Consider the following 24,544-nt stretch of genomic DNA (forward strand, 5'->3'; position numbering starts at 1 on the left):
AGGGCCGGTCCCGGGGCGCCCGACCGCCGGTTACTTGGTGTCGTAGAAGCCGAAGAGGTCGACGATCAGGTCGATGTCGTCCCAGCCCCGGTTCCAGAAGTCGATGATGCCGTTGGCACCGGTGCTCGCCTGGACCAGGTTCGGGACGGTCCGGCCCTTCGTCCAGTTCAGGTTGGAGGAGTTGGGCGGCGTCGGCCAGCCCGCCGTGTCGTTCATGTACAGGTCGAGCGTGTTCGGGTCCGGCGAGACCGTGAGGTACCCGTCCCCGTTCGTGTTGGTGACCGTCGTGTTCAGCACGAAGCCCGAGAGGCTGGGCTCCTTGTAGCCGAACGGCACGTAGACGTAGCTCTGGCCCTCCAGCGGCCCGTACACGTCTCCGTTGGGGTCACGGGTGTCGAGCACGCGCTCCGGCGACAGCGGCAGGTAGGCGCCCTTGCTCTCGAGGCTGTAGAAGCCGACGACGTCGACGATGACGTCGGTCCCGGCCCACGCACCGTTGCGGACGTTGATCCTGCCGTCGGCGCCGACCGGCACGATCACCGAGTTGGCGATCGTCTGACCGGCCGTGAAGTTCACGCTGGACGTGGACGGCGCCGCCTGACCGCTCGGGAACACGGTCAGGTGACCGGCCTCCTTCGGGTTGGTGACGGTCACGTTGAGCGCGACGGCCTTGGCGCCCTGGGGGACGCCGCGCAGGCCGCTGATCTGCGTGCCGAAGGTCGCCTGGGCGGCGAGCTGCCCCTTCGCGGCGCCGAGGCCCTCGCGGGTGTCGACGAAACGGGCCGGGGCCATCGGGGTGTAGCCGCTGGACGCGGTCCGGGTGAAGTAGCCGGTGACGTCCGCGAGCAGGTCCACCGACTCCCAGCCGGCGTTGTACAGCTCCACGTAGCCGTCCAGGCTGACCGGCACGATCACCAGGTTCGGGACGGTCTGGCCGGCCGAGAAGTTGACGTTCGACGAGGTCGGCCGGTCGTCGCCCTTGGCGTAGGCGGTGATGTGCCCGCCGCTCGTCGTGTTGGTGACGGTGACGTTGAGGACCACGGCGGTGACGTTGTCCGGGATCGTGCCGTTGCCCTCGACCTTGACGCGGGTCGTGCCGTACGCGGGCACCTTGCCCTTCGGCGCGCCGACGCCCGACCGGGTGTCCAGGAGGCGGGTCGGGGCGTACGGCGTGAAGTCGGAGCCCGGCGTGGTGATGTAGAGATCGTTCTCGGCGGTGACGTTGTTCGCGGCGTCGGTCACGATGACCTTGATCGCGTACTCGCCGACCTCGGCGTAGGTGTGCGGACGGGTCAGCACGGTGGAGCCGCCGGCGGTGGCCGTGTCCGTGGTCCCGTCGCCCCAGGCGATGGTGACGTCGAGCGAGGCGGGCGCGCTCGTGACGGTGGTCTTCAGCTCCAGCCCGTGCGCGCTGGTGCTCTTGGCGCTCAGGGCGACCGCGAGGTCCGGGTTGCCCGCGACGGCGCCCTCCGCCAGGGGGGCCGCGGCCGCCTTGTTCCTGGCGGTGGGCAGGGTCTTGCGGACCGTACGGTCGGCGGGGCTGGTGTACGTCTTGAAGTTGGCCGCCGCGGCGTTGTCCAGGTCGACGTCGGGCGCCGCCACCCCGGGCGCACCGGAGGTACCGGACGCACCGGTCGCGGTGGGGCCGGCCTGGGCCATGCCCGGTATGAGACCGACGCCGGCCGCGAGGAAGGCGGCGGAGAGAACGAGTCGGCGGTTGCGCACCGGACCCCCTTATGTACCGTTTTTGAACACGCTCAGGAACAAAATCCCGCTCAGCGTACAGAGCCCCCCGGCGGCCCTTCGGGCGGGTGCCCGTTCAGCGTTCCAGCTGGTCGGAGGAGCGCGGGAGCGCCGCCGTGCCGCCAAGGCGCGTCCGTACGTCGTGGCCACGGCGACCATCCCGTGCGGGGCGGGTGGTTCGGCATCAGGCACAAGCAACCGCGGATCCATTCCCCACCCACGGCCCACACGCGCCGCAGCCGTGACTCCCTCACGGGGTGGGCGAGGGCCACTGTTCTCGCGGCCGGAGAAATATCCCTCGCAGGGAGCAGAACTCCTCGGGCAAATCCTGGAGGAAATCTGCCCTGGTCAAAGTAGACATGGCCTGGCATCGGGGGCTAGCGTCTCTTGCGTGACCCCTGAGAAGTCCCCGCTCGCCGGCAGCCTCGACGACGAGGACTACCCCGCCTACACGATGGGCCGGGCCGCGGAGATGCTCGGTGCCACTCCCGCCTTCCTCCGCGCCATCGGCGAGGCCCGCCTCATCACCCCGCTGCGCTCCGCCGGCGGACACCGACGCTACTCCCGCTACCAGTTGCGCATCGCCGCCCGTGCCCGGGAGCTCGTCGACGCCGGTACGCCCGTGGAGGCGGCCTGCCGGATCGTCGCGCTGGAGGACCAGCTCGAGGAAGCCCTCCGCCTGAACGAGGAGATGCGCCGCGGGCGCCAAAATTCCTGAAGCCTCCGGCAGCGTTTATATGACTTCCGCACCCGGATATCTGTTACTGCCAGTGCAGAATTACGAGTATGCGCCAGGAGGTTTAAAACCGCGCCGTCCCCGTTTGGCGGAAATTTCCACGCCCTGACCTTCGCCCTGTGCTACGGTGATGTCAGTTGCAGTTGTGGTTCCCAAAAACTTACAAGTGCTCTCACCGAATTTTTTCGGCGGGCGCATTTTTTATTTCCGGTGCAGTTTCCGGACGGGGCAATCATCGCGGCGACTCCGGAGCTCGCACAGTGCGATCCCGGGCATTGCCCCAAAGGAGATTCAATATGGCATCTGGCACCGTGAAGTGGTTCAACGCGGAAAAGGGTTTTGGCTTCATCGAGCAGGAGGGTGGCGGCGCTGACGTGTTCGCCCACTACTCGAACATCGCCTCCTCTGGCTTCCGTGAGCTTCAGGAAGGCCAGAAGGTTACCTTCGACGTCACGCAGGGCCAGAAGGGCCCGCAGGCCGAGAACATCGTTCCCGCCTAAGCGCTGACGTATACGCAGCTGGGGCCCGCACCTTGGGGTGCGGGCCCCAGCTCGTTGCTTTTCCCCTGCCCACGCCCCGTCGGCTGCCGACGGTCCCGCGTGAGCGGCGGGTGGCGGCGCCCCGCGCCGGCCCGCCTCACAGTCCGGCCGGGCGGACGCGGTTCCACCGACGCGCCGCCTCGCCCCCTGGCCCGTCTGCCGTCCACAGTGCGCCGTTCATCCGGCTTTCCGACGCACAGCGCGGCCCTCATTCCCCAGCAGGCCTGCCTGTTCTTTCCGGCACGCTCTGCCCCGTCTTTTCTTCGGCACGTTCTCGCGAATCCCCCTGCCGGGAATTCCTCGATACGCGCCGCATCGAGGAAGGTTCTGCATGAACCGCACCACTCGCACGAACGACCGCCACTCCCGTACCCGTACGGGCGGCGGCTCCGGCCAGGGCGGCAGCAGCCGTTCCCGCTTCCCCGCCCGCTCCGGCGGCTCCCCCGCCCGGTCGGGTTACGGCGGCGGCGGCCGCGGCCCCGTGGCCCAGCGGGAATTCGCCCTCCCCGTGACCGTCACCCCGGCGCTCCCCGCGGTCGAGGCCTTCGCCGATCTCGACATGCCCGCGCAGCTGCTCGCCGCGCTCGGCTCCGAGGGCGTGAGCGTGCCCTTCCCGATCCAGGCCGCGACCCTGCCGAACTCTCTGGCGGGCCGCGACGTACTGGGCCGCGGGCGTACCGGCTCCGGCAAGACCCTCGCCTTCGGCCTCGCGATGCTGGCCCGTACGGCCGGCCTGCGCGCCGAGCCGCGCCAGCCCCTGGCCCTGGTCCTCGTACCCACGCGCGAGCTGGCCCAGCAGGTCACCGATGCCCTCACCCCCTACGCCCGCGCGCTGAAGCTGCGTACGGCCACCGTCGTGGGCGGCATGCCCATCGGCCGCCAGGCCGGCGCGCTGCGCGGCGGCGCCGAGGTCGTCGTGGCCACGCCCGGACGGCTCAAGGACCTCATCGAACGCGGCGACTGCCGCCTGAACCAGGTCGCCATCACCGTGCTGGACGAGGCCGACCAGATGGCCGACATGGGCTTCATGCCGCAGGTCACCGCCCTGCTCGACCAGGTGCGCCCCGAGGGCCAGCGGATGCTGTTCTCGGCCACCCTCGACCGCAACGTCGACCTGCTCGTACGCCGCTACCTCAGCGATCCCGTCGTGCACTCCGTCGACCCGTCGGCCGGCGCGGTCACGACGATGGAGCACCACGTGCTGCACGTCCACGGCGCCGACAAGAACGCAGCCACCACCGAGATCGCGGCCCGCGACGGCCGGGTGATCATGTTCCTGGACACCAAGCACGCCGTCGACCGGCTGACCGAGCACCTGCTGAACAGCGGTGTACGGGCCGCCGCGCTGCACGGCGGGAAGTCGCAGCCGCAGCGCACCCGCACCCTGACGCAGTTCAAGACCGGGCACGTGACCGTGCTGGTGGCGACCAACGTGGCGGCGCGCGGGATCCACGTCGACAACCTCGACCTCGTCGTGAACGTGGACCCGCCCACCGACCCCAAGGACTACCTGCACCGGGGCGGCCGCACCGCGCGTGCCGGCGAGTCCGGCAGCGTCGTCACGCTGGTCACGCCGAACCAGCGCCGCGACATGACCCGCCTGATGGCGGCCGCCGGCATCACCCCGCAGACCACCCAGGTCCGTTCGGGCGAGGAGGCGCTGAGCCGGATCACCGGCGCCCAGGCGCCCTCCGGCATCCCCGTCACCATCACCGCGCCCAAGCCGGACCGGCCGGAGCGCAGCGCGCGCTCCTCCCGCGGCCGGCGCAGCCGCCCCGCCCAGGAGCGCCGCCGCACCATGGGCATGGCCGCCTGACCCCCGGGTCCCGGTTCCCGGCCCGTCCCGCCCGTCCCGCGCGTTCCCGCGTACCCCTTCCCGTCTGTGAGGCATCATGCGCTTCGTCATCGCCCGGTACCCCTTCGACCTCGAGAAGAGCGAGGTGGAGGAGAAGATGAAGGGCGTCAAGGCCGAGCCCGTCACGGGAGCGTCCGTGATCATCAGCCGTCGCACGTACCCCGTCAAGCAGGTCGGCGAGGTCATCACCCGGCAGGATCGCCGCGACTTCACGGCCGCCGAGGTCACCCGGGCGCTGACCCGCCTCGGATTCACCTGCCGCGACGTTTCGGCGCCCGTGCCGGCGCCCGCCCTCACCCCGATGCAGGCGGCCTCGGCACTTCTCGGAACCCCGGCCGGAGCCTGACCGCTTGCTAGAGTCCGTGCCCATGTCGATCCCTGATGACCTGCTCATCGATCTCGCAGCCATGGTCGAGTCGGAGCAAACCAATCAGATGTCCCTCACCGTCGTGGTCCACGGCGCCGTCATCACCGGCCGCCTCGCCCCCGAGAGCGTCTGGCGTCAGCGCGTCGCCGAGGTCCTCCAGGACTCCGACCAGCTGGCCCCGTTCGCCGAGGTCTTCAGAGCCTCCGGACGGGCCGGGAGCTCCGGTCCGGCCGCCGGGGCGCCCTCGCACCTGCACTTCCACGTGGCGCGCATCCTCCAGGGCACCCTGGGCATCCCCGAAACCGGCGGGATGTACCGGATCGCCCTCAAGGACGTCAGTGCCTGGACCGTCGGGGACTTCAGCTACTCGGACAAATAGCCCCCTCCCCCGCCTGCGCGGCCGACTCCCGCCGTCCACCGCGTTTCCGGGCCTCAGGGCCTCAGGGCCTCCCGCAGAACGGCGTCTGCGCCTTTCGATGCTGGGGGCCCTTGAGGCGCGGGGCGAGGACGGGGCCGGCGCGGGGCCTGACGGGCGGGCGCGGCGGGCGGGCTGATCCGGCCGTAGGCGGAGCCTTGGGCTGAGCAGGCGAGTGGGGGGTACGGGGTGGTTCCTACGGGTATATCCCCTGGGACAGCGCGACGACGTATCCCCGGGCACCTCCCGGGGGGCCACCCCGTCGGAGGAGCGCAGCGACATGCACCGTACAGACCTCACAGACGTCTCGACCCACGAGGCCCGGGCCCTGTCCGTGTCCCTGTTCCGGAGACTGGCCCAGCTGGAGGAAGGCGGTGCGGAGTACTCGTACGTCCGCAACACCCTCGTCGAGCTGAACCTGAGCCTCGTGAAGTACGCGGCCCGCCGGTTCCGCGGGCGGAGCGAGCCGATGGAGGACATCATCCAGGTCGGCACGATCGGCCTGATCAAGGCCATCAACCGGTTCGACCCGGAGCGCGGGGTGGAATTCACCTCGTTCGCGATGCCGACGATCACCGGCGAGATCAAGCGGTTCTTCCGGGACACCAGCTGGGCCGTCAAGGTCCCGCGGCGGCTCCAGGAGCTGCGCATCGACTCGGCCAAGGCGCACGACGCCCTGGAGCAGGAACTCGGCCGGGAGCCCACGGACACCGAGCTCGCCGGGCACCTGCACGTCACGGCCGAGGAGCTGGTCGAGGGGCGCAAGGCGGCGTCCGCGTACTCCGCGCGCTCCCTGGACGCTCCGGTCCAGGAGGACGGCGACCGCGACGGCGGCCCCGACCGGCCCTCCCTGGGCGAGGAGGAGGGCGCGTACGACCGGATCGAGTGCCTGGAGTCCCTCAAACCGATGCTGGCCGGTCTGCCCGAGCGCGAGCGCGTCCTGCTCTCCCTGCGGTTCGGACAGGAACTGACGCAGTCCGAGATCGGCGACCGGCTGGGGCTGTCCCAGATGCACGTGTCCCGCCTGCTGGCCCGCACCCTGGAGCGACTGCGCACCGGGCTGCTCACGGACGAGGCCGCGGAAGCCGCGGAGGCGGGCGGCGTCACGGCCACCGAGCCGGCGGCCCGATAGGACTCGCCGGGACAGGCCTCCCGACAGACTCGCCCGGGCAGGGCTTCCCGCTGGACAGAACCTACGGACAGGACCTACGGGCGTCCTGGCCGGACACCTCCAGCCAGACGGTCTTTCCCGGCCGTCCGTCGCCCGCCGGCTCCCAGCCCCAGCCGCTCGAGAGCCGCTCCAGCACGATCAGCCCGTGCCCTCCCGGCAGCGCGCGGTCGCCGGGCGGCCGCCGCCGCGGCGGGTCCGGGCTGTCGTCGCTGACCTCGACGCGCAGCCGCTCGCGGGTGTGCCGCAGGACCAGTTCACGCGGGCCGCCGCCGTGGAGGCAGGCATTCGTGATCACCTCGGAGACAAGCAGCAGCACGTCCTCGACGGCCTCGGTCTCCGCCGGCCACTGCCAGTCGGCCAGCGCCCGGCGGGTGAAATCCCGGCACCGCCCCACAACACCGGTCGTGGCGCCTCCCAGGACCAGCCTCCGCGTCTGCTCGGCCACAGGGCCTCCCGTCTCCGCGCGCGCCGCTCAGCGCCGCACCTACCCCTACCCCGGGCCGCCAATCCTAGGGCGACGACCGTCACCCTTCCTCCTTGTTTTCACATCTCGGAAAGTGAATTCCGCAATACGGTAAATTAAGATCCACTCCGCTCCCCACCCGGCTCCACACCCGCTCGACGCACCCAGGGCGAAAGCGATGACCGAAAGCCGCGTCGCCCTGATCACCGGCTCCTCGTCCGGCACCACAGGGGACGTTCCCACCGTCGACGGTGGCCGCCACATCGTCGGAGCCCGCCCCCGAGCCCGTTCGCCCACCGGACACGGCCGCCATTCCGCATCGTGGACTACTACTCTCGTTTTATGAACGCAGAAGCCGACGCCCTCGCCGCCGCGCAAGACGCAGTGAAAGACGCTGACCGGAAGCACGTCTTCCATTCGTGGTCGGCGCAAGAGCTCATCGACCCGCTCGCCGTCGCCGGGGCCGAGGGCTCGTACTTCTGGGACTACCAGGGCAACCGCTACCTCGATTTCTCCAGCGCCCTCGTCTACACGAACATCGGCTACCAGCACCCCAAGATCGCCGCGGCCATCCAGGATCAGGCGGCCAAGCTGTGCACCGTCGCGCCCGGCTTCGCCGTCGACGTCCGCTCCGAGGCGGCCCGGCTGATCGCCGAGCGCACGCCCGGCGACCTCGACAAGATCTTCTTCACCAACGCGGGGGCCGAGGCCGTCGAGAACGCCGTCCGCATGGCCCGGCTGCACACCGGCCGGCCCAAGGTGCTCTCCGCGTACCGCTCGTACCACGGCGCCACCTCCACCGCGATCAACCTGACCGGTGACGCGCGGCGCTTCGGCAACGACACCGCCACCGCCGGTGTCGTGCACTTCTGGAGCCCCTTCGCCTACCGCTCGCCCTTCTACGCGACCACCGAGGCCGAGGAGTGCGAGCGCGCCCTGCGCCACCTCGAGGACACCATCGTCTTCGAGGGTCCGCAGTCGATCGCCGCGATCATCCTGGAGACCGTCGGCGGCGCCCCGGGCGTGCTCGTGCACCCGGCCGGCTACCTGCCCGGCGTGCGCGCGCTCTGCGACCGCTACGGCATCGTCTTCGTCCTCGACGAGATCATGGTCGGCTTCGGGCGCACCGGTAAGTGGTTCGCCTCCGAGCACTGGGACGTCACCCCCGACCTGCTCTGCTTCGCCAAGGGTGTGACCAGCGGCTACGTGCCGCTCGGCGGGGTCGCCATCTCGGCCGCCATCGCGGAGACCTTCGCCCGCAAGCCCTACCCGGGCGGGCTGACGTACTCCGGGCACGTGCTGGCCTGTGCGGCCGCCGTCGCCACGATCAACGTCATGGAGGAGGAGGGCATCGTCGAGCAGTCCGCACGCACCGGCGCCGAGCTGCTCGGCCCCGGGCTGCGCGTGCTCGCCGAGCGGCACCCCTCGGTCGGGGAGGTCCGGGGGCTTGGCACCTTCTGGGCCCTGGAACTCGTACGGGACGCTGCGACGCGGGAGCCGCTGGTCCCCTACAACGCCTCGGGCGCCGACAACGCGCCGATGGCCGAGTTCGGGGCGGCCCTGAAGAAGGGCGGCCTGTGGCCCCTGCTCGCCGGGAACCGCATCCACGTCGCGCCGCCGTGCAACATCTCGCCCGAGGACGTGGCCAAGGGCCTGGCGATCCTCGACGAGGCCCTGTCGGTCGCCGACGCGCACACGGCCTGACCTGCACACACGTACGGTCGCCCAATCCGTGGGTGCCGCTCTCGGAGGATCCGCGTCATTCCGAACAACACGTGAACGTGCTGAAATCCGACAGAGCACCTACGGACCGGGATGCACGTCAGTCCCGGGGCGGTCCCACGGGGCCGAACGGCGGGGAGCGGGGGACCGCTGGACGCCGGGCGTACGGGATCCAGTCCGCCGGACTCCGTGTACCCGAAGGAAGTCACCCATGAGCAAGCACGTCCTGGCCCAGAACCAGTACGGCAAGGCCGAGAACCGCATCGTCAAGGTCACCCGCAAGGGCAACGACGGTTCCTGGCACGAGATCCGCGACCTCAACGTCTCGGTCGCGCTCCGCGGTGAGTTCCGCGACGTCCACCTGACCGGCGACAACGCCAACTGCCTGCCGACCGACACCACCAAGAACACGGTGTACGCCTTCGGCAAGGAGCACGGCATCGACTCCCCCGAGGCCTTCGGCATTCTGCTCGCCAAGCACTTCGTCTCCTCGCAGCAGCCGATCCGCGAGGCGCAGATCCGCATCGAGGAGTACGTGTGGGACCGCATCCCGGTCCCGACGCGCAAGGAACAGCACTCCTTCGTCCGCAAGGGCCAGGAGGTGCGCACCGCGCAGATCACGTACAGCGAGACGACCGGCCTGCAGGTCATCTCGGGTCTGAAGGACCTGACGGTGATGAACTCGACGAACTCCGAGTTCCACGGCTACATCAAGGACAAGTACACGACCCTGCGGGAGGCGTACGACCGCATCCTGGCGACCAAGGTCACCGCACGCTGGGCGCACTCGGCGCTGGCCGCCGACGACGCCGGGTACGACTGGGACCAGTCGTACAAGAAGGTCCGCAAGAACATGCTGGAAGCCTTCGCCGAGACGTACTCGTACTCGCTGCAGCAGACCCTGAACCAGATGGCGGAACGCGTGCTCGACAACTGCGCCAAGGTCAACGAGGTGCGCCTGAACCTCCCCAACAAGCACCACTTCCTCGTGGACCTGGAGCCCTTCGGCCTCAAGAACGACAACGAGGTCTACTTCGCTGCGGACCGGATGTACGGCCTGATCGAGGGCACGGTCCACCGCGACGGCGTGCAGCCGGTCATCGCGACCTCCGACTGGATCGTCGCCTAGTCCCCACGGGCCCCCGTGGTCCCGCGACGGGCCTCTGCAGTCCTGGCCGGGCCGCTCTAGGCCTCCCCGGGGTACGGGTTCCCGATGCGCAGGTTCCACCGCCCCGCGCGCCCGCTGAGTTCGGTGAGCGTGCGGGGTCGTGCGTCCAGCCGCCAGAACGCGTGCGGCGGCAGCTCCAGCGCGTGCACGACGGCCGCCCGGACGAACGCCTGATCAGCGGTCACCCGGTGGGTGCCGGGCTCCAATCCGGTCAGCCAGCTCCCGGCGCGGGCGACGAGCGCCTCGACGGACTCGCCGCCGGGCGGGGCGTACGCGGGGTCCGTGAGCCAGCTCCGCACCGCGTCCGGGTCCTCGGCCGCCACCTCGTCCATGGTCCGCCCGGCCCACAGCCCGGCGTCCAGGGCGTACGGCCCGCCGTGGCCGAAGCGGTGCTGCCTCATCGCGCCGTCGAGAGCGGGGGTGACCAGGTGAACTCGTACCGAAGAGGGGTTCATAAAGGGAGCGTAAGCGCGGTACGGTCTCGGACGACATAACTACATGACGACGGTACGACGGAAGCACGGTGAAAATCCGGCACGGTCGCGCCACTGTGAATCCTCCCCGCAGGGGAGGCGAGTCAGACCCGCCGCCGTCGTCGCGAGCACCACTGACCGGGACGCGTGTTCCCTCTGGAGGTACCTGCCATGGCCACTCACACCGCCGTGCCGACGACGGCTCCCGCCGTCGCCCCGATTTCGCTCTCCGCGCTCGCTCCCTGGGCGGCCTTCGTCGCCGTCCTCATGCTCGTCCTGCTGTACTTCATCGGCGTCGAACAGGGCGCCACCGCGGTCTTCGAGGGCGAGACCGTCCATGAATGGCTGCACGACGGCCGCCACCTGCTCGGCTTCCCCTGCCACTGATCTCGCGATCGGCCGATCGTCTGATCGTCTGATCCCCGCCTCGCAAGGGAACCCGCACCGATGAACCCTGTCTCCCCCCGCATCCTTCTCGTCAGAGGCATGCTCGCCGGCCTGCTGGCCGGCGTCGCCGCCTTCCTCGTCGCGTACCTCCTCGGTGAGTCCAAGGTGGACGCGGCCATCGCCATCGAGGAGGCCGGCCACCTCGCGGCCGGTCACGACCACGGCGCCGAGGAGGCCCCGGTCAGCCGGGCCCTCCAGGCCACGGCCGGTCTCGGCACCGGCGTCCTGCTGTACGGGGTCGCGCTCGGCGGAATCGCCGCGCTCGTCTACTGCTTCGCGCTGGGCCGCATCGGCCGCTTCGGCCCGCGGGCCACGGCCGCGCTGGTCACCGGCGCGCTGTTCGTCACCGTCACCCTGGTGCCGTTCTTCAAGTACCCCGCCAATCCGCCGGCCGTCGGCGACCCCGACACGGCGGCGCGGCGAACCGCCCTCTACCTCCTGATGATCGCGCTGAGCGCGCTGCTGGCAGCGGGCGCGCTGATCCTGGGCCGACGGCTCGCCCCGGCTCTCGGCAACTGGAACGCGTCGGCCGCGGCAGGCGCGTTCTTCGTCCTCGCCGTCGGGATCTCGTACGCGGTCCTGCCCGGCATCAACGAGGTTCCGGCCGACTTCCCGGCCTCGCTGATCTGGGACTTCCGCCTCGCGTCCCTGGCCATCCAGGCCGCGCTGTGGACGACTTTCGGCCTCGCCTTCGGTTTTCTAGCCGAACGTGCCCTTGTGCCGGGCGCCGCACCCAAGGAGGCTGTGCAGCCGACGAGTTGACCATGAGGGGGCCGGTAGTACATGCCGTACGTGCCGACGGCGATAAGGCAGTGGCGAGGCTGGACGGGCGCCGCCCCGTTCTGGCTGAACTCGTTACTGCTGCTCCTGGCCCCCTTCACGGCCGTCACCCTGTTCGGCCAGATCGGTGTGATCGCGGCCCTGGCCGCGCTGGGCGGCCTGGCCCGCCACCTGTGGTCCGGCGACTACGGCCACCCGGCCGTCCACCTCGCCGCCATCCTGATGGGCGCCACGACGGCAACGCTGGTCGCGGTGTGCTGACGACGCACGCGATGAGTTTCACCGTCCACACCCGCCTCGTCCGCGATCCCCCGCTTCCCCCGCACCGGCTGCCGTGACGGCCGAACTGATCGTCGGGTGACGAGCTGGAGGGGGTTCCTGGGGGCCGGGGCGGCCGGGCCCGGGAACTCACCCGTTCGGGCGTATGGTCCTTCCTCCCCCGGCGGGAGCCGCCGAACCCGGCGTCAGCTGCGAAGATGCCGGAAATCCGAGGCGCCACGCCCGTGACGTTCCGTCAGTCTCCCGTGTTTCACCACGTGCGGGCGGGCAGAGGAGGTGTCCACTGCACACGTGACCCGGCCGCCCGAGCCGGACAGGAGGGATTCCCATGCGCCGCGCGAAGTGGGTCGTCGCCGCACTGACGGTGGTTCTGCTGTCCACCGGCATCAGCGTTCTGCAGCGCACCGAGGGTGCCACCCCCTCGGCCACGACCACCGACGACGCGCTGCCCTCGCGGGCACTGGGGCTGTCCGACCACCGGCGTCTCGCCCGGCAGCGGGAACACTACGGCGAGCACACCCCCGGCCAGGGCGCGCGCTCGCCGAGGACGGCCCCCGGCCCGCTGCGGCCGGTCGCGGGCCCCTTGCGGCCGGCCCGCCCGGTTCGGTTGCGCGTCCCGAGCATCGGCATCGACGTGCCGCTGGCCGCCGGGCGCGAGGGACACGAAGGGCGCGCGGGGCGCGACGATGCCTCCTGGGACACCGCCGGTCCGGCGCCGGGCTCGGGCGGCACCGCGGTGATCACGGGGCCCGGCCTGGACCTCGTCGGCCTTCAGCGCGGCCGGACCGTCGAAATCTCCCGCGCGGACGGCCGTACGGCCGTGTTCACCGTCATCCGGATCTCACCCGGCGAGGCCACCGGCCACGAGGACCGGGCCGGGCGGGCCCAACTGCGCCTGATCGGCGGCGAAACCGCCGTACTTGCCCGGTTGACGGGGCAGCGGCGCGGCCGCTGACCCGCCCCGGCGGCCCGTCATCCGTGAGGGGCGTCTTCGTCCTCCGGTCGGGGGCTTCTGCGGACCCGTCCGGGAGCCGCCCGGCGTGGCGGGGCACACCCCCCGCATGAGCGGGAGACAACGCGCGCGTGCGGCACTGACCCGGGCCCTGACGGCGGCCTGTGTCGTGCTGCTGTGCGTGTTCGGTGCCGGTCCGGCCGCCGCGACCGTCGCCGAGTCGCGGCCCTCCTCCACCGCGCCCGCCGAGCCCACCGAGGGACAGTCGGATCCGGCCGCGGACCCCGAGGTACGGGCCGCCGTACGGTGGCTGCCGCGCGGATTGCCGGGCGTACGGCGGGCACCTCTGCCCGTGTTTCACGTGAAACACGAGGACCGGTGTGCGGGCGCGTCCGCGCCGGGTCTGGGAAGGACCGAGCCGGCGCTGGCCCCGCCGACGGTGCGGAGTCCGGTCCTGCGCTGCTGAGCGGGCCCCGGCACCGGGGCCCGGTCCGAATCGACCGGCCCCGGCCGGCAGCAGCGCAGTCCCCCACACCCCCTTGAGCACCGTGAGGTTCCGCCATGCCCATCGACCCGTACGCCGCCCTGAACGCCATGATCCGCGCCGAAGCCACCCGCTTCACCCCGCCGGTACGCCAGGCCGATCCGGCCGCGGCAGCGAAGACCGCCACTGCCGCCGAGTCCCCCGGCGAGAGCGAGAGCGAACCGCAGCGCACGGCCGCGGCCGACTCGGCTGCGTAGGAGCCGCCGCAGACAGGGAAGTGCGCCGGTTCCCGTGCCCTCGGCAACGAAGCGTGGTCATGTGCGGTTGGACCACGGGCACGGGAACCGACGCCACCTTCAGGCCCCGCCGGCCAGACGGGACCTTGACGACACGACCTAGGGTTCCCGCACGTAGTAGCGGTAGAAGGCCATTCCGCCGACGCCCAGGCCGGAGAAGAGGCCGATGACGGTGGAGCTGAGCACGCTGGCGCCGGTGAGGCTGTGCAGGTAGCCCACGGCGATGGCCGCGAAGACTCCGTAGGCGGTGGCGTGGACCTCTCTCTTGAGGCGGGGACCGACGCGGTTGAGGCCGAACATGCAGGCGGCGAAGAGCGCGCCGCACAGGATCCCGTAGAAGACGTTGCCCGCGTCCACCGGGCCCATCTGGCGCTGGATGAAGGCGGCCCAGACTCCGTAGACGAGTCCGAGGAGCAGGGCGCGGATGAGGGCGTTCCTGCCGGAGTGGTCCATGACCGCCGTCTGGCGGTAGGGGTGCCGCCGGTGGGCGGTGGGTGCCGCATGTGCCATGACGGGCTCCTCTCTCCCATCCTCCAGGGCACACCCGCCACCCCCGGCCGGCAAGTGGATCACGGGGTTTCAGGAGGGGCGCACCGCCACGGCGTCGACCTCGAAGAGCATGCCGGGCAGAGCGAGGGCGGCCACCCCGATCAGGGTCTGCGCGGGCAGTTCGGTGCCCCAGGTGGTGTGCAGCTCCTCGAGCAGGACCTGCAGCTTCTCCTGGTCGTGGCCGACGATGTAGGTGCCGATGCGGACGACGTCGGCCGGGCCGAGCCCGACGGCGGCCAGGGCGGTCCGGAGGTTGGCGAAGGCCTGCGCGACCTGGTCGGCGAACTCCTCGGAGACGACGTGGCCGCTCCCGTCGGAGCCGTACTGGCCGGCTATGAAGACCTGCTCTCCGGGGGCGGAGACGATGTGGCTGTAGCCGTAGTCGGTCGGGGTGTGGAGACCTGCCGGGTTGGTGATGCTGCGCGTCATGGCGAACTCCCTGGTTCCGTTCCGTGGGTGTGGTGCGACTACTGCGCGGCGAGCCAGGCGCGGAGCCGCTCCGGGGCCTCGGGGGCCTGCCGTTCGGCCCGCTGCCGGATCTCGTCGAGGTCCTGCGCGGCCAGGGCCCTGCGCCAGGCCAGTTCGGCCCGGGTCATGGCGTGCGCGATGGCGCACTCCGCGGCTTCCGCGTCCCGGCCGGCCGCCGGTCCGGCGCCCGGGCCCTGCTGCCGGATCTCCGCGCACCGGAAGGCTTCTTCGGACCCCTCGACGGCGGCGACCACGTCCATGAGCGAGATGGCGGCCAGCGGGCGGGCCAGCCGGAAACCCCCGCGGGGGCCGGGGGCGGAGGTGAGGATGCCCGCCCGGGCCAGCGCCTGGAGCTGCTTGTTCAGGTACGCCGCGGGCAGGTCGTGCCACGCGGCCAGCCGCGCCGCCGACACGGCGCGCTCCGGGCCGCTCCACGCCAGGTTGACGCAGCTGTGCAGCGCCCACTCGACGCCCTCGCTCATCTTCATAACCTGGATATTAGATATCCAGATTAGGACCCGCAAGGGTGACACCCGCACCCGCCCGCAGCAACACCGCTCGCGACGGCGCCCCGCCCCGGCATCCCCTGGTGACGTGCGCAGCATCCTGTCGGCGGTCCTCATCGTGCTCGCGGCCCTCCTCGTGCCCGCGAGCGCCGTCGCGTACTGGGCCGACCGCGAACTGGGTGACGCCGACCGCTACACCGCCGCCATGTCCCCGCTCGCCGCGAACCCCGCCGTACAGGGCGTCGTCGTCACCCAGGCCACCCGCGCCCTCTCCGGTCAGATCGACGCGGGCCCCTTCCAGGGCGACCTGGACGCCCTGCTCGGTGAGGCCCTGGGCTCCTTCGCCGACACCCCGGCCTACCGCACAGCCTGGGACGCGGCCAACCGCGCCGCCCACGCCGCCTTCCTGAAGGCACTCACCACCGGTCACGGCGACGCCCTCACCATCGATCTCGCGCCCGTCATCGCGCAGGTCAAGCAGGAACTCGTCGCCGACGGCGTGCCCTTCGCCGACCGCATCCCGGTGACCCACGTCTCCGTGAAGGTCATGGAGTACGACAACCTCGCCGCACTCCGGGAGGGCTTCCGCATGCTCCAGATCGCCGGCATCTGGCTTCCCGTACTGACCCTCGTCCTGGCCGCGACGGCCATCGCGGTCGCCGTCCACCGCCGACGCGCCGTCATCGCCACCGGACTGGGGCTCGCGGTCGGCGCCGCAATCCTGTGGATCGCGGTGGACCTGTGCCGCCGGCTCACCCTCGACGACCTGCCGGCCGACATCGACCGGGGGGCGGCCGGGGCGGTGTACGACGCGCTCACCGCGTTCCTGCGCACCACCGCCTGGGTCGTGCTGGCCATCGGGCTCGCCGCCGCGCTGGGCGCCTGGCTGATGGGCCGACTGCGCCGCACCCCATAAGCTCGGAAGGTACCAACGTATGCAGAACGACTCAGAAGAGCCCAGAAGAACCGATTCGCGAGCGGCGGCACGGAAGCTGGAATGAGCACCGAACGCACCGAACACATACCGTCCGGGCGAGACCGGCACCATTCGCTGGCTCCGCCCGCCTGGCTGCTGGGCGGGCTGCGCCCGAGCACCGCACCGATCCCCTGGGCCGCCGCAGCGCGGGCGGCCGTCGCGATGTCCGTCCCGCTCGCCGTGGGTTTCGCCCTGGACGAGCCCGAGTACGGCGCGCTCGTCTCGATGGGCGCCCTCTCCGGGGTCATCGGCGACACCGCCGACGCCTACCGGATGCGGGTCCTGAACATCGCCGTACCGCAGCTCTTCGGCGCCGTGGGCGTGTCACTGGGCACCCTGGTCTTCGGACACGGCTGGCTGGCCGTCGGCGTCCTCACCCTCGTCGCCCTGGTCTCCGGGATGATCTCCTCGATCGGCACGGTCGCCTCCGTATCCGGGCTGCTGCTCCTGCTCAACGCCGTGATCGGCGCCGGTCTGCCGTTGCCGCAGCCCTGGTGGACGGCGCCCCTGCTGCTGTGCGCGGGCGGCCTGTTCGTCCTCGTACTGACCCTGCTGGGCTGGCCGCTGCGCGGCCGTCAACCGGAACGCGCCGCCGTCGCCGCCACCTACCGGGCCCTGGCCGACGCCCTGCAAGCCGCCGGCGGACCGGACTACTCGGAGCGCCGCCAGCAGGTCACCCAGGCACTGAACCAGGCCTACGACCTGGTGCTGGGCAGACGGGCCCGGGTCCACGGGCGCAGCCCCTCGCTTGTGCGGATGCTGGCCCAGCTCAATGTGGTGATCCCGCTGGTGGAGGCCGCGCCCGCCGCGCACCTGCGCGGCCGGCCGCTGCCGCCCGAGATCCCCGCGGCCGTGCGGGACCTGGCAACCGCCGTCGAGGAGGGCCGCACGGGGACCCCCGTACTGGAACTGCCCGCCCCCCACACCCCCGCCGAGCGGGCCGTCGACTCGGCCCTGCGGCACGCGGCGACCACGGTGTACCTCGCCGAACCGGACCTGCTCAACGTCGACGACCGGCTCGGGCGGCCCGCCGCCCTGCGGGTCCGGGCCCGACGCGCGGTGCGCGACATGATGCTGTCCGGAGCCTCCTGGCGGTACGGCCTGCGGCTCGCACTGTGCATCGGACTCGCGCAGTCCCTCGTCTCGCTCATCGAGGTCGAACGGTCCTACTGGGTCGCGCTGACCGTCACCTTCGTCCTCAAGCCCGACTTCGGCTCGGTGTTCTCCCGGGCCGTGCTGCGCGCGCTGGGCACCGCGGCCGGGCTGGTCATCGCGGCGGCCGTGCTGGCCGAGGTGCCGCGCGGCTGGTGGGACGTACCGGTGATGATGGTCCTGGCCGCCCTGATCCCCGTCTTCTCCGCCAAGGGATACGCCTTCCAAACCGCGGCGATCACCCCGGTCATCCTCCTCCTCTCGGACCTGCTCAACCACCAGGGCTTCGACCTGATCCGCCCCCGGCTGCTGGACAGCCTGATCGGCTGCGCCATCGCCCTGGTCGCGGGCTACCTGCTGTGGCCCGAGAGCTGGCACACCCGCATCGGCGACCGGCTCGCCGACACCGTGGACGACGCGGCCCGGTACGTGGAGCGGGCGTTCGGCCCCCATCCGCAGACGGAGGCGGCCCGCACGGCCCGTCTCCAGGCCCGGCGCCGGATCTACCGCGATCTGTCGGGCGTCCGCAGCGAGTTCCAGCGGGCACTGACCGAACCGCCCCCGACGGGCGCGCGGGCCGCCGCGTGGTGGCCCCTGGTCGTCGCCGTCGAACGCATCGTGGACGCGACCACCGCCGCCCGCGTCCGCGTCAACCACGGCGCCCGCCCCCCGGAGCCCGCCGAGGTCGACGCGATCATCCGCCGGCTGCGCTCCCTGGCCGAGGCGGTCCGCACGAGCAACACCCCGGCGCCGGCCGAGGTGGAGACGGAGCCCGACGGCTCCAGCGTCCTTGCCCCGGTCCACCAGGAGCTCGCGGCGGCCCGGGCCATCGCCCGTACAAGAAGCTGACCGGTCCCGGGCGCGGCCGTGAACCGGTGCTCGGCGGGGCCCCCGAACGGCCCCACGGCCGGGCCGGGTGCCCGCCGGCGGGGGAGCATCGGTACATGCGCAGCCCCCGCGTCCTGGCCGGCACGGCCATCGCAGCCCTCCTGGCGGCCACGGCCGGGTGCGCCGATGTGGAGGGGCTCGAGAGCGAGGGGGACCTCGGCACCGTGCACGCCCCGCAGAGCCTGTGGAAGAGCATCCGCCCCGCCCCGCCCGGCGATGGCCAGCAGCCGGGGGCGGCCGCCGTGGTCCGGGGTCTGCCCAAGGCGACGGGCCCGAGCATGCGCGGCGTGAACGCGTTGGACGTCGTACGGGCCGACATCACCTCTGCCACCGCCGGCGACGGCGGGACCGGGCGGCTCGTGGACCCCCGGGCCGTCCAGCGGCTCGCGCTCTGCACACAGGCTGTGGACGGCGGCCCCGACTGCCCGGTGCGCCCCGGCGTCCTGCACGACCTGACGGGCGACGGCAAGGAGGAGCTGATCACCGCCCTGGACGTCGACGGCCGTGTCAGTGAGCTGCGCGTCTACGCCGTCCGCGACGACGGCGCCATCGCCCGGGTCCTGGCCCGGCGCGGGGTGCTGGAGGGCGTGGAGGTGGCCGCCGCGCACCTGGCGGTACGCGAGCCCACCTCGAACCCGAAGTACGTCTCCGTCTCCGACTACGTGTGGGACCCCAAGGCCCGGAGCATGAACCTGTCGCAGCTCACCCTCGACGAGTGCCCCGCGCTCAGGGACGTCCCGCTGAGCGGGGACGGGTCCCGATGCGCGCGCTGAGCAGCCTGCGCTGGAAGATCGCCCTGACCACCACCATGGTCTGCTGCATGGTCGCCGCCGCCCTGGGGATCCTGGTGCACAACGTGGTCGCCCGGCAGATCGTCGGGGAGGTACGCAAGGAGGCGGACGGGGACCTGGACCACGCCCTCGGCCACTACGAGTACGGCACCGCGCACGGCGACGTGAACGCCGCCCTGGACCCGCCCGGCCTGCCGGAGCAACTGCGCCAGCTGGTCGCACGCGGGGACACCGGCAGCATGGTCGGCCGGCACGAGGGCAAGCCCGTCATGTGGGCCGCCGCACCGGCCGACGAGCACGCCCTCGCCGTCTGGATCCCGTACGAGGAAACCCGTGACCGGCTGCGGGACATCGACGCGGCGATCCTCGCCTCCTCGGTGCTCGCCGCCGGAGTGGTCGCGCTGGCCGGCCTGTTCCTCGCCGACCGGATCAGCCGTCGGCTCACGACCACGGCCGCCGTGGCCCGCCGGATCAGCGCCGGGGACCTGGACGCCCGGGTGGACTTCCCCGCCGACGGGGACACCCGCGCGAGCGCCGGCGAAGACGATCCGCGGCCGGCCCGCTCCCGGGACGAGGTACGGGACGTGGCACACGCGCTGGACTCGATGGCCGGTTCGCTCCAGGACCGGCTGGAGGCGGAGAAGCGCTTCACGGCGGACGTCGCGCACGAGCTGCGCACCCCGCTCACGGGCTCACTGGCCGCGGCGGCGCTGCTGCCGGAGGGCCGCCCCAAGGAGATGATCAACGACCGGCTCAAGGCCCTGCACCTGCTCACCGAGGACCTGCTGGAGATCTCCCGGCTGGACTCCGGCGTCGAACAGGCCGAGCTCGCCCGGGTGGAGCTCGGCCGGGCGGTGCGGCGGGCCGTCGCCGCCACCGGACTGGACGCCTCCGTGCGGGTCCTCCGCGACACGGTGGTGCTCACCGACCGGCGCCGCCTGGACCGGATCCTGGCCAACCTGCTGGTCAACTCGCACAGGCACGGCGCGCCGCCGGTCGAGGTGACCGTGGAGGGGCCGGTGGTGGTGGTCCGCGACCACGGGCCCGGTTATCCGCCCGCGCTGATCGAGCACGGCCCGCAGCGGTTCCGCACCGGGGACCCGGGGCGCGGGCGGGGCCACGGGCTGGGGCTGACGATCGTGGCCGGGCAGGCGACGGTCCTGGAGATCACGCTCCACTTCGCCAACGCCCCGGACGGGGGCGCGGTGACCACCCTCCGGCTGCCCGTCGGGCGCCTGACGGAAGGAAGTTGACCGGCGCGAGGGGATGTTTCACGTGAAACATCCCCTCGGCCCGGTTCAACTGGGCGTGCTCATCCGCTGGATCAGACGCCGATGTTCTTGCCGTCCTTGCGCCAGACGGAGACGACCGCCGGGCGGACGATCTTGCCGGGGCCGTCGGGCCACACGGACTGCGGCTTCTCGACGGACGCGCCGTCGATCTCACCCGGGTGCTGCACGGACACCAGGACGCGCTTGTCCTGCACGAGCGGGCCACAGGTCTCGGCGCCGCGCGGGACGGTCAGGAACTGCTTCAGCTCACCGCGGCGGTCACCGGCGGTAGCGACACCGAACAGGCCGTCGTGGGAGCCGAGCTGGTTGCCGTCCGTGGAGATCCACAGGTTGCCGTGCGGGTCGAAGGCCACGTTGTCCGGGCAGGAGATCGGGCTGACCTTGTCCTTCGGGAAGCCCGCGAAGTAGGTCGCCGGGTCGTTCGGGTCACCGGCGACGAGGAAGAGCCGCCAGGCGAAGCCGTCGCCGACCGGGTCGTCGAAGTTCTCGGCGAGCTCCAGGATCTGGCCGTGCTTGTTCAGGTTGCGCGGGTTGGCCTCGTCCGCACCCGCCTTGCCGGGCTTGCCCCGGTCGGTATTGTTGGTCAGCGCGATGTAGACGCGACCGGTGCGCGGGGACGGCTCGACGTCCTCGGGACGGTCCATCTTGGTCGCGCCCACCTTGTCGGCGGCCTGCCGCGTGAAGACGTAGACCTCCTCGGCGGTCATGCCCTCGACATGCGAGACGTTACCGCTGGCGAGCTTGATCCAGACGCCCGAGCCGTCGAACTCGCCGTCGGCGGGGAGCGTGCCGGAGCCGTCGATGGCGGCGGCCGGGGAGTCGCCGGTCAGCTTGGCGACGTAGAGGGTGCCCTCGTCGAGCAGCGTGAGGTTGTGCTCCTTCGCCGCGCGCGAGTTGCCCTTCTTCATCTGCTTCGACGAGACGAACTTGTAGAAGTAGTCGAAACGCTCGTCGTCGCCCATGTAGACGACGGGACGGCCGTCCTCGGTCAGGCGGGGCTGCGCGGCCTCGTGCTTGAAACGGCCGAGCGCGGTGCGCTTGCGCGGGGTGGAGTTCGGGTCGTACGGGTCGAGCTCGACGACCCAGCCGAAGCGGTGCGACTCGTTGGGCTCCTGCACGACGTCGAAGCGCTTGTCGAACCGCTCCCACTTGCGCTCGGTGGCACCGGCGGTCACGCCGTAGCGCTTCAGGCGGGCGGCCTGGGTGGGGTCGGTGACCTGGCCGGCATTGCCGAAGTACTGGTTGAAGTTCTCCTCGCCGTGGAGGGTGGTGCCCCACGGGGTGGTGCCGCCGGCGCAGTTGTTGAGCGTGCCGAGCACCTTGGTGCCGGTCGCGTCGACCGAGGTCTTCAGCAGGGCGCTGCCCGCGGCCGGGCCGGTCAGCTTGAACTCGCTGGTGGCCGTCAGGCGGCGGTTGAGCTGGTGGCGGGTGACGGCGGTCAGCTTGCCGCTGCGGTGGTCCTCCTGGACGACGACCACGGACAGGCCGTGCGCGGCCCAGGCGATCTCGACCTGTTCGCGGGTCGGGTTGGCCGGGTCGTACCCCTTGAACATGAGGTTCTCGTCGGTGTACTCGTGGTTGGCCACGAGCAGCTGCTGGCGCTCGTAGTCGCCGCCGAGCGGGAGAAGGCTCAAGAAGTCGTTGTTGTAGCCGAACTGACCGGCCTGCGCGGCGGCGGTCTGCTTGTCGGCGTTGAAGCCCGGGGCACCCTTGACCATCGGGTCGCCCCAGCGGATGACCACGTTCTGGTCGTGGCCCTCGGGGACCGTGACCTTGTCGTCGGTGTTCGGCGCGACGGCCTTGAAGCGCAGACCGCGGGCGGCCTCACCGCTCTTGGAGGCGCCGGCGCCCTCGGCCTCGCCGGCGGGGGTGGCGTTGGCGGTCTGGCCGGGACCGCCGAGGGCGACGGCGGTGCCGGCGGCGGTGGCGACGGTCACGACGGCGGCGGTACGCAGCATCGAGCGGCGGGAGTACGCGCGGGCTATGACATCGCCGGCGTATTCGTTGTCGCTGGTGTTCGGCACCTCGTGGAAGCAGGCGTCGCCGCAGCGGTAGCGGCAGGTGAGAGCGGAACGACCGCTCCCATGCGGGTTGCCGATGAGCGGCAGGAGCTTGCGCACGAGTGTCCTCCGAGTAGCTGCGTGGGCGCCGACAACGTGTCGGAACAATCCAGCGGTGACGCTAGGCGGGAGTTGCGCCGAAGCGGCGGCGCGGGGATGAACGGTCGGTGAACCCGGCGCGTCGGAGCGGGAGTTCGGGAAGGGGGTGAGCGCGTCCGGAAGCCGGACGCCACGAAAGGTGCCCCTCCCGAAGATCCAGCCGGGCGGCCGATAACCTTACGTGTCCACTCTGGGCAGGGATCATCCGCGCAGCACGGACAAATGACGCACGCACTCATGCGAAAGGCCTGGCCCATGGGTATTCGGAGCTTGTTGCGCAAGGTGTTCGGACGGTCGGCGGAACCCGTTCCGGAGACTTCGGACGCCCCCTCGGCGAACCTCCCGAGCCAGACGGAACGCACCCCCCTGGACGTTGCGGCCGAAATGGTGGCCGCGTCCTTCGACAACCCCACCGTCCCCCCGCAGTCCGCACCGCGGGACCGCGAACCGGGCACGGTCCTCACGGCCCCGGCCCCGGACCCGTCTCCGGCGGCGGCCCCGCCGTCGGACCCCACGGTCCCGGAAGCCCGCCGCCCCTCGCCTCCGGCGGTTCAGCAGGACCCCACCGGGCCCGTGACACCCGCAGCGAAGGCCGCGGCGCCGGAGCCGGACCCCGAGGCCGACGCCGAGGCCGAGCCGGACGCCAAGGCAGAGGTCGACGCCACGGCGAACCCCGAGGCCGAGGCCGAGCCGTCGGCCGACGAGGCCGAGGCAGTGGCGGAGCCGGCCGCGGAGGCCGAGCCGGTCACCGAGCCCGAGACCGTACCGGTAGCCGAGTCGCCGGCCGCCGAGCCGGAGGCGGCCGCCCCCGCGGCGGAGCCCGAAGCCGAGCCTGAAACCACGCACGAGGCGGAGCCGGCTGCGGCCGAGGCCGACGTACCGGAGCCGGAGGCCGAGCGGCCGGCCGCCGAGGCCGAGGCCGAGCCGGACGCCAAGGCCGAGGCCGACGCCACGGCGAACCCCGAGGCCGAGGCCGAGCCGCCGGCCGCCGAGGCCGAGCCCGAGACCGTACCGGAGGCCGAGCCGTCGGCCGACGAGGCCGAGCCCGAGACCGCACGGGACGCCGAGCCGGTCACCGCCGAGGCGGAGCCGGCCGCGGACGCCGAGCCCGAGACCGTACCGGAGGCGGAGCCGCCGGCCGCCGAGGCCGGGGCGGAAGGGCCCGCCAACGCCGCGGCCGCGGTGCGGCGGCGGGCGCCCGGGGTGGCCGGGGCCTACAAGGCCGCCGGGCAGGTGCTCAAGGGCAAGGACAAGGCCGGAGCGCGCGCCAAGGTGTACCTCGTCCTGGACCGGTCCGGATCGATGCGCGGGTTCTACAAGGACGGCAGCGCCCAGTACCTCGCCGACCACGCCCTCGCCCTCGCCGCCCACCTGGACGACGAGGCCACCGTCCACACGGTGTTCTTCTCCACGGAGCTGGACGGCACCGCCGACCTGTCCCTCGACAGCCACGACGAGGCCTGGGTGGAGGCCCGCCACGCCGAACTCGGCCGGATGGGCCGCACCAGCTACCACGTCGCCGTCGAGGCCGTCGTCGAGCACTACCAGAAGGACGGCGGCGATGGCCCGGCCCTGGTCGTCTTCCAGACCGACGGCGCCCCCGACAACCGGCAGCCCGCCAAGGCGGCCCTGGCCGACGCGGCCACCACCGCTCCCGGCATCCACTGGCAGTTCGTCGCCTTCGGCGACCACGACGCCAAGGCCTTCGACTTCCTGCGCAAGCTGGACGCCGAGAACGCCGGCTTCTTCCACGCCGGTCCGGCCCCCCGTGAACTGACCTCCGCCGCCCTCCTCAAGGGCGTCCTCGAGCGGTTCTAGTCCGGACACGAATCTCGTCCCGACAGGAATCTCGTCCGGACACGACACGACGAAG

At 71.9% G+C, this 24,544-nt stretch carries 26 protein-coding genes; 19 read left to right on the forward strand and 7 right to left on the reverse strand.

What is annotated here, in order from left to right:
* Positions 1 to 30: 30 nt before the first annotated feature.
* A complete protein-coding gene (locus AB0D48_RS00380) occupies positions 31 to 1,725 on the reverse strand; it encodes a hypothetical protein (protein ID WP_362389360.1) in 1,695 nt (564 codons plus the stop codon).
* A gap of 472 nt (positions 1,726 to 2,197) precedes the next feature.
* Here AB0D48_RS00380 and AB0D48_RS00385 point away from each other — a divergent pair, with 472 nt between their 5' ends.
* The 6 genes from AB0D48_RS00385 to AB0D48_RS00410 all read left to right on the forward strand — a co-directional run bounded on the left by AB0D48_RS00385 (position 2,198) and on the right by AB0D48_RS00410 (position 6,787).
* Positions 2,198 to 2,461, forward strand: a complete 264-nt coding sequence (locus AB0D48_RS00385) for a MerR family transcriptional regulator (RefSeq protein WP_362389746.1) — start codon at positions 2,198 to 2,200, stop codon at positions 2,459 to 2,461.
* Between the two features lie 314 nt (positions 2,462 to 2,775).
* A complete protein-coding gene (locus AB0D48_RS00390) occupies positions 2,776 to 2,979 on the forward strand; it encodes a cold-shock protein (protein WP_030011983.1) in 204 nt (67 codons plus the stop codon).
* A gap of 370 nt (positions 2,980 to 3,349) precedes the next feature.
* Positions 3,350 to 4,834 carry a DEAD/DEAH box helicase gene (locus tag AB0D48_RS00395; RefSeq protein WP_362389361.1) on the forward strand — a complete coding sequence of 495 codons (1,485 nt, stop codon included), beginning with the start codon at positions 3,350 to 3,352 and terminating at the stop codon, positions 4,832 to 4,834.
* A 76-nt stretch (positions 4,835 to 4,910) separates the two neighbouring features.
* Entirely contained in the window at positions 4,911 to 5,219 is a 309-nt protein-coding gene (locus AB0D48_RS00400) for an SCO5918 family protein (RefSeq protein WP_362389362.1), read from the forward strand.
* Positions 5,220 to 5,241: 22 nt separating this feature from the next.
* Positions 5,242 to 5,619 (forward strand): hypothetical protein, encoded by a 378-nt coding sequence (locus AB0D48_RS00405; protein ID WP_362389363.1) that lies wholly within the window; start codon positions 5,242 to 5,244, stop codon positions 5,617 to 5,619.
* A gap of 316 nt (positions 5,620 to 5,935) precedes the next feature.
* Positions 5,936 to 6,787 (forward strand): SigB/SigF/SigG family RNA polymerase sigma factor, encoded by an 852-nt coding sequence (locus AB0D48_RS00410; RefSeq protein WP_362389364.1) that lies wholly within the window; start codon positions 5,936 to 5,938, stop codon positions 6,785 to 6,787.
* 61 nt (positions 6,788 to 6,848) lie between these two features.
* Here the strand turns inward: AB0D48_RS00410 and AB0D48_RS00415 are convergent, their stop codons facing one another.
* Complete coding sequence (locus AB0D48_RS00415; protein ID WP_362389365.1) at positions 6,849 to 7,271, reverse strand: ATP-binding protein; 423 nt, start codon at positions 7,269 to 7,271, stop codon at positions 6,849 to 6,851.
* Between the two features lie 360 nt (positions 7,272 to 7,631).
* Here AB0D48_RS00415 and AB0D48_RS00420 point away from each other — a divergent pair, with 360 nt between their 5' ends.
* Both AB0D48_RS00420 and pucL read left to right on the forward strand, forming a co-directional pair.
* Entirely contained in the window at positions 7,632 to 8,993 is a 1,362-nt protein-coding gene (locus AB0D48_RS00420; protein WP_362389366.1) for an aspartate aminotransferase family protein, read from the forward strand.
* 229 nt (positions 8,994 to 9,222) lie between these two features.
* Complete coding sequence (pucL, locus tag AB0D48_RS00425) at positions 9,223 to 10,140, forward strand: factor-independent urate hydroxylase (protein ID WP_362389367.1); 918 nt, start codon at positions 9,223 to 9,225, stop codon at positions 10,138 to 10,140.
* A gap of 56 nt (positions 10,141 to 10,196) precedes the next feature.
* Here the strand turns inward: pucL and AB0D48_RS00430 are convergent, their stop codons facing one another.
* Positions 10,197 to 10,634: a histidine phosphatase family protein gene (locus AB0D48_RS00430; protein WP_362389368.1), complete on the reverse strand. Its 438-nt coding sequence runs from the start codon at positions 10,632 to 10,634 to the stop codon at positions 10,197 to 10,199.
* A 189-nt stretch (positions 10,635 to 10,823) separates the two neighbouring features.
* On the opposite strand from AB0D48_RS00430, the gene AB0D48_RS00435 reads away from it, so the two are divergent.
* The 6 genes from AB0D48_RS00435 to AB0D48_RS00460 all read left to right on the forward strand — a co-directional run bounded on the left by AB0D48_RS00435 (position 10,824) and on the right by AB0D48_RS00460 (position 13,851).
* Entirely contained in the window at positions 10,824 to 11,039 is a 216-nt protein-coding gene (locus AB0D48_RS00435) for a CbtB-domain containing protein (protein WP_362389369.1), read from the forward strand.
* A 60-nt stretch (positions 11,040 to 11,099) separates the two neighbouring features.
* A complete protein-coding gene (locus AB0D48_RS00440) occupies positions 11,100 to 11,861 on the forward strand; it encodes a CbtA family protein (protein ID WP_362389370.1) in 762 nt (253 codons plus the stop codon).
* A gap of 21 nt (positions 11,862 to 11,882) precedes the next feature.
* Positions 11,883 to 12,140 carry a hypothetical protein gene (locus AB0D48_RS00445; protein ID WP_362389371.1) on the forward strand — a complete coding sequence of 86 codons (258 nt, stop codon included), beginning with the start codon at positions 11,883 to 11,885 and terminating at the stop codon, positions 12,138 to 12,140.
* Between the two features lie 346 nt (positions 12,141 to 12,486).
* Positions 12,487 to 13,113 (forward strand): class F sortase, encoded by a 627-nt coding sequence (locus AB0D48_RS00450; protein ID WP_362389372.1) that lies wholly within the window; start codon positions 12,487 to 12,489, stop codon positions 13,111 to 13,113.
* A gap of 106 nt (positions 13,114 to 13,219) precedes the next feature.
* Positions 13,220 to 13,576: a hypothetical protein gene (locus tag AB0D48_RS00455; protein WP_362389373.1), complete on the forward strand. Its 357-nt coding sequence runs from the start codon at positions 13,220 to 13,222 to the stop codon at positions 13,574 to 13,576.
* Between the two features lie 95 nt (positions 13,577 to 13,671).
* Positions 13,672 to 13,851: a hypothetical protein gene (locus tag AB0D48_RS00460; protein WP_362389374.1), complete on the forward strand. Its 180-nt coding sequence runs from the start codon at positions 13,672 to 13,674 to the stop codon at positions 13,849 to 13,851.
* Positions 13,852 to 13,989: 138 nt separating this feature from the next.
* Here the strand turns inward: AB0D48_RS00460 and AB0D48_RS00465 are convergent, their stop codons facing one another.
* The 3 genes from AB0D48_RS00465 to AB0D48_RS00475 form a co-directional block, all read right to left on the reverse strand.
* Complete coding sequence (locus AB0D48_RS00465) at positions 13,990 to 14,400, reverse strand: hypothetical protein (protein ID WP_362389375.1); 411 nt, start codon at positions 14,398 to 14,400, stop codon at positions 13,990 to 13,992.
* Positions 14,401 to 14,469: 69 nt separating this feature from the next.
* Entirely contained in the window at positions 14,470 to 14,868 is a 399-nt protein-coding gene (locus AB0D48_RS00470; RefSeq protein WP_362389376.1) for a RidA family protein, read from the reverse strand.
* 38 nt (positions 14,869 to 14,906) lie between these two features.
* On the reverse strand, positions 14,907 to 15,389 hold the full coding sequence (locus tag AB0D48_RS00475; protein ID WP_362389748.1) for an Rrf2 family transcriptional regulator: 483 nt from the start codon (positions 15,387 to 15,389) through the stop codon (positions 14,907 to 14,909).
* Between the two features lie 112 nt (positions 15,390 to 15,501).
* Between AB0D48_RS00475 and AB0D48_RS00480 the strand changes: the two genes are divergently transcribed.
* The 4 genes from AB0D48_RS00480 to AB0D48_RS00495 all read left to right on the forward strand — a co-directional run bounded on the left by AB0D48_RS00480 (position 15,502) and on the right by AB0D48_RS00495 (position 20,473).
* Positions 15,502 to 16,329 carry a hypothetical protein gene (locus AB0D48_RS00480; protein WP_362389377.1) on the forward strand — a complete coding sequence of 276 codons (828 nt, stop codon included), beginning with the start codon at positions 15,502 to 15,504 and terminating at the stop codon, positions 16,327 to 16,329.
* Between the two features lie 81 nt (positions 16,330 to 16,410).
* Positions 16,411 to 18,390, forward strand: coding sequence for an FUSC family protein (locus AB0D48_RS00485; RefSeq protein ID WP_362389378.1), 1,980 nt, complete (start codon positions 16,411 to 16,413; stop codon positions 18,388 to 18,390).
* A 95-nt stretch (positions 18,391 to 18,485) separates the two neighbouring features.
* Positions 18,486 to 19,202 (forward strand): hypothetical protein, encoded by a 717-nt coding sequence (locus AB0D48_RS00490; RefSeq protein WP_362389379.1) that lies wholly within the window; start codon positions 18,486 to 18,488, stop codon positions 19,200 to 19,202.
* Positions 19,190 to 20,473, forward strand: coding sequence for a HAMP domain-containing sensor histidine kinase (locus AB0D48_RS00495; RefSeq protein WP_362389380.1), 1,284 nt, complete (start codon positions 19,190 to 19,192; stop codon positions 20,471 to 20,473). The genes AB0D48_RS00490 and AB0D48_RS00495 overlap by 13 nt, the downstream gene beginning before the upstream one ends.
* A gap of 71 nt (positions 20,474 to 20,544) precedes the next feature.
* Here the strand turns inward: AB0D48_RS00495 and AB0D48_RS00500 are convergent, their stop codons facing one another.
* Positions 20,545 to 22,632, reverse strand: a complete 2,088-nt coding sequence (locus AB0D48_RS00500) for a PhoX family phosphatase (protein WP_362389381.1) — start codon at positions 22,630 to 22,632, stop codon at positions 20,545 to 20,547.
* 294 nt (positions 22,633 to 22,926) lie between these two features.
* Here AB0D48_RS00500 and AB0D48_RS00505 point away from each other — a divergent pair, with 294 nt between their 5' ends.
* Entirely contained in the window at positions 22,927 to 24,489 is a 1,563-nt protein-coding gene (locus AB0D48_RS00505) for a VWA domain-containing protein (protein ID WP_362389382.1), read from the forward strand.
* Positions 24,490 to 24,544 lie beyond the last annotated feature (55 nt).

The sequence above is a fragment of the Streptomyces sp. NPDC048269 genome, assembly GCF_040652395.1.
In the GTDB taxonomy this organism is placed as follows: domain Bacteria; phylum Actinomycetota; class Actinomycetes; order Streptomycetales; family Streptomycetaceae; genus Streptomyces.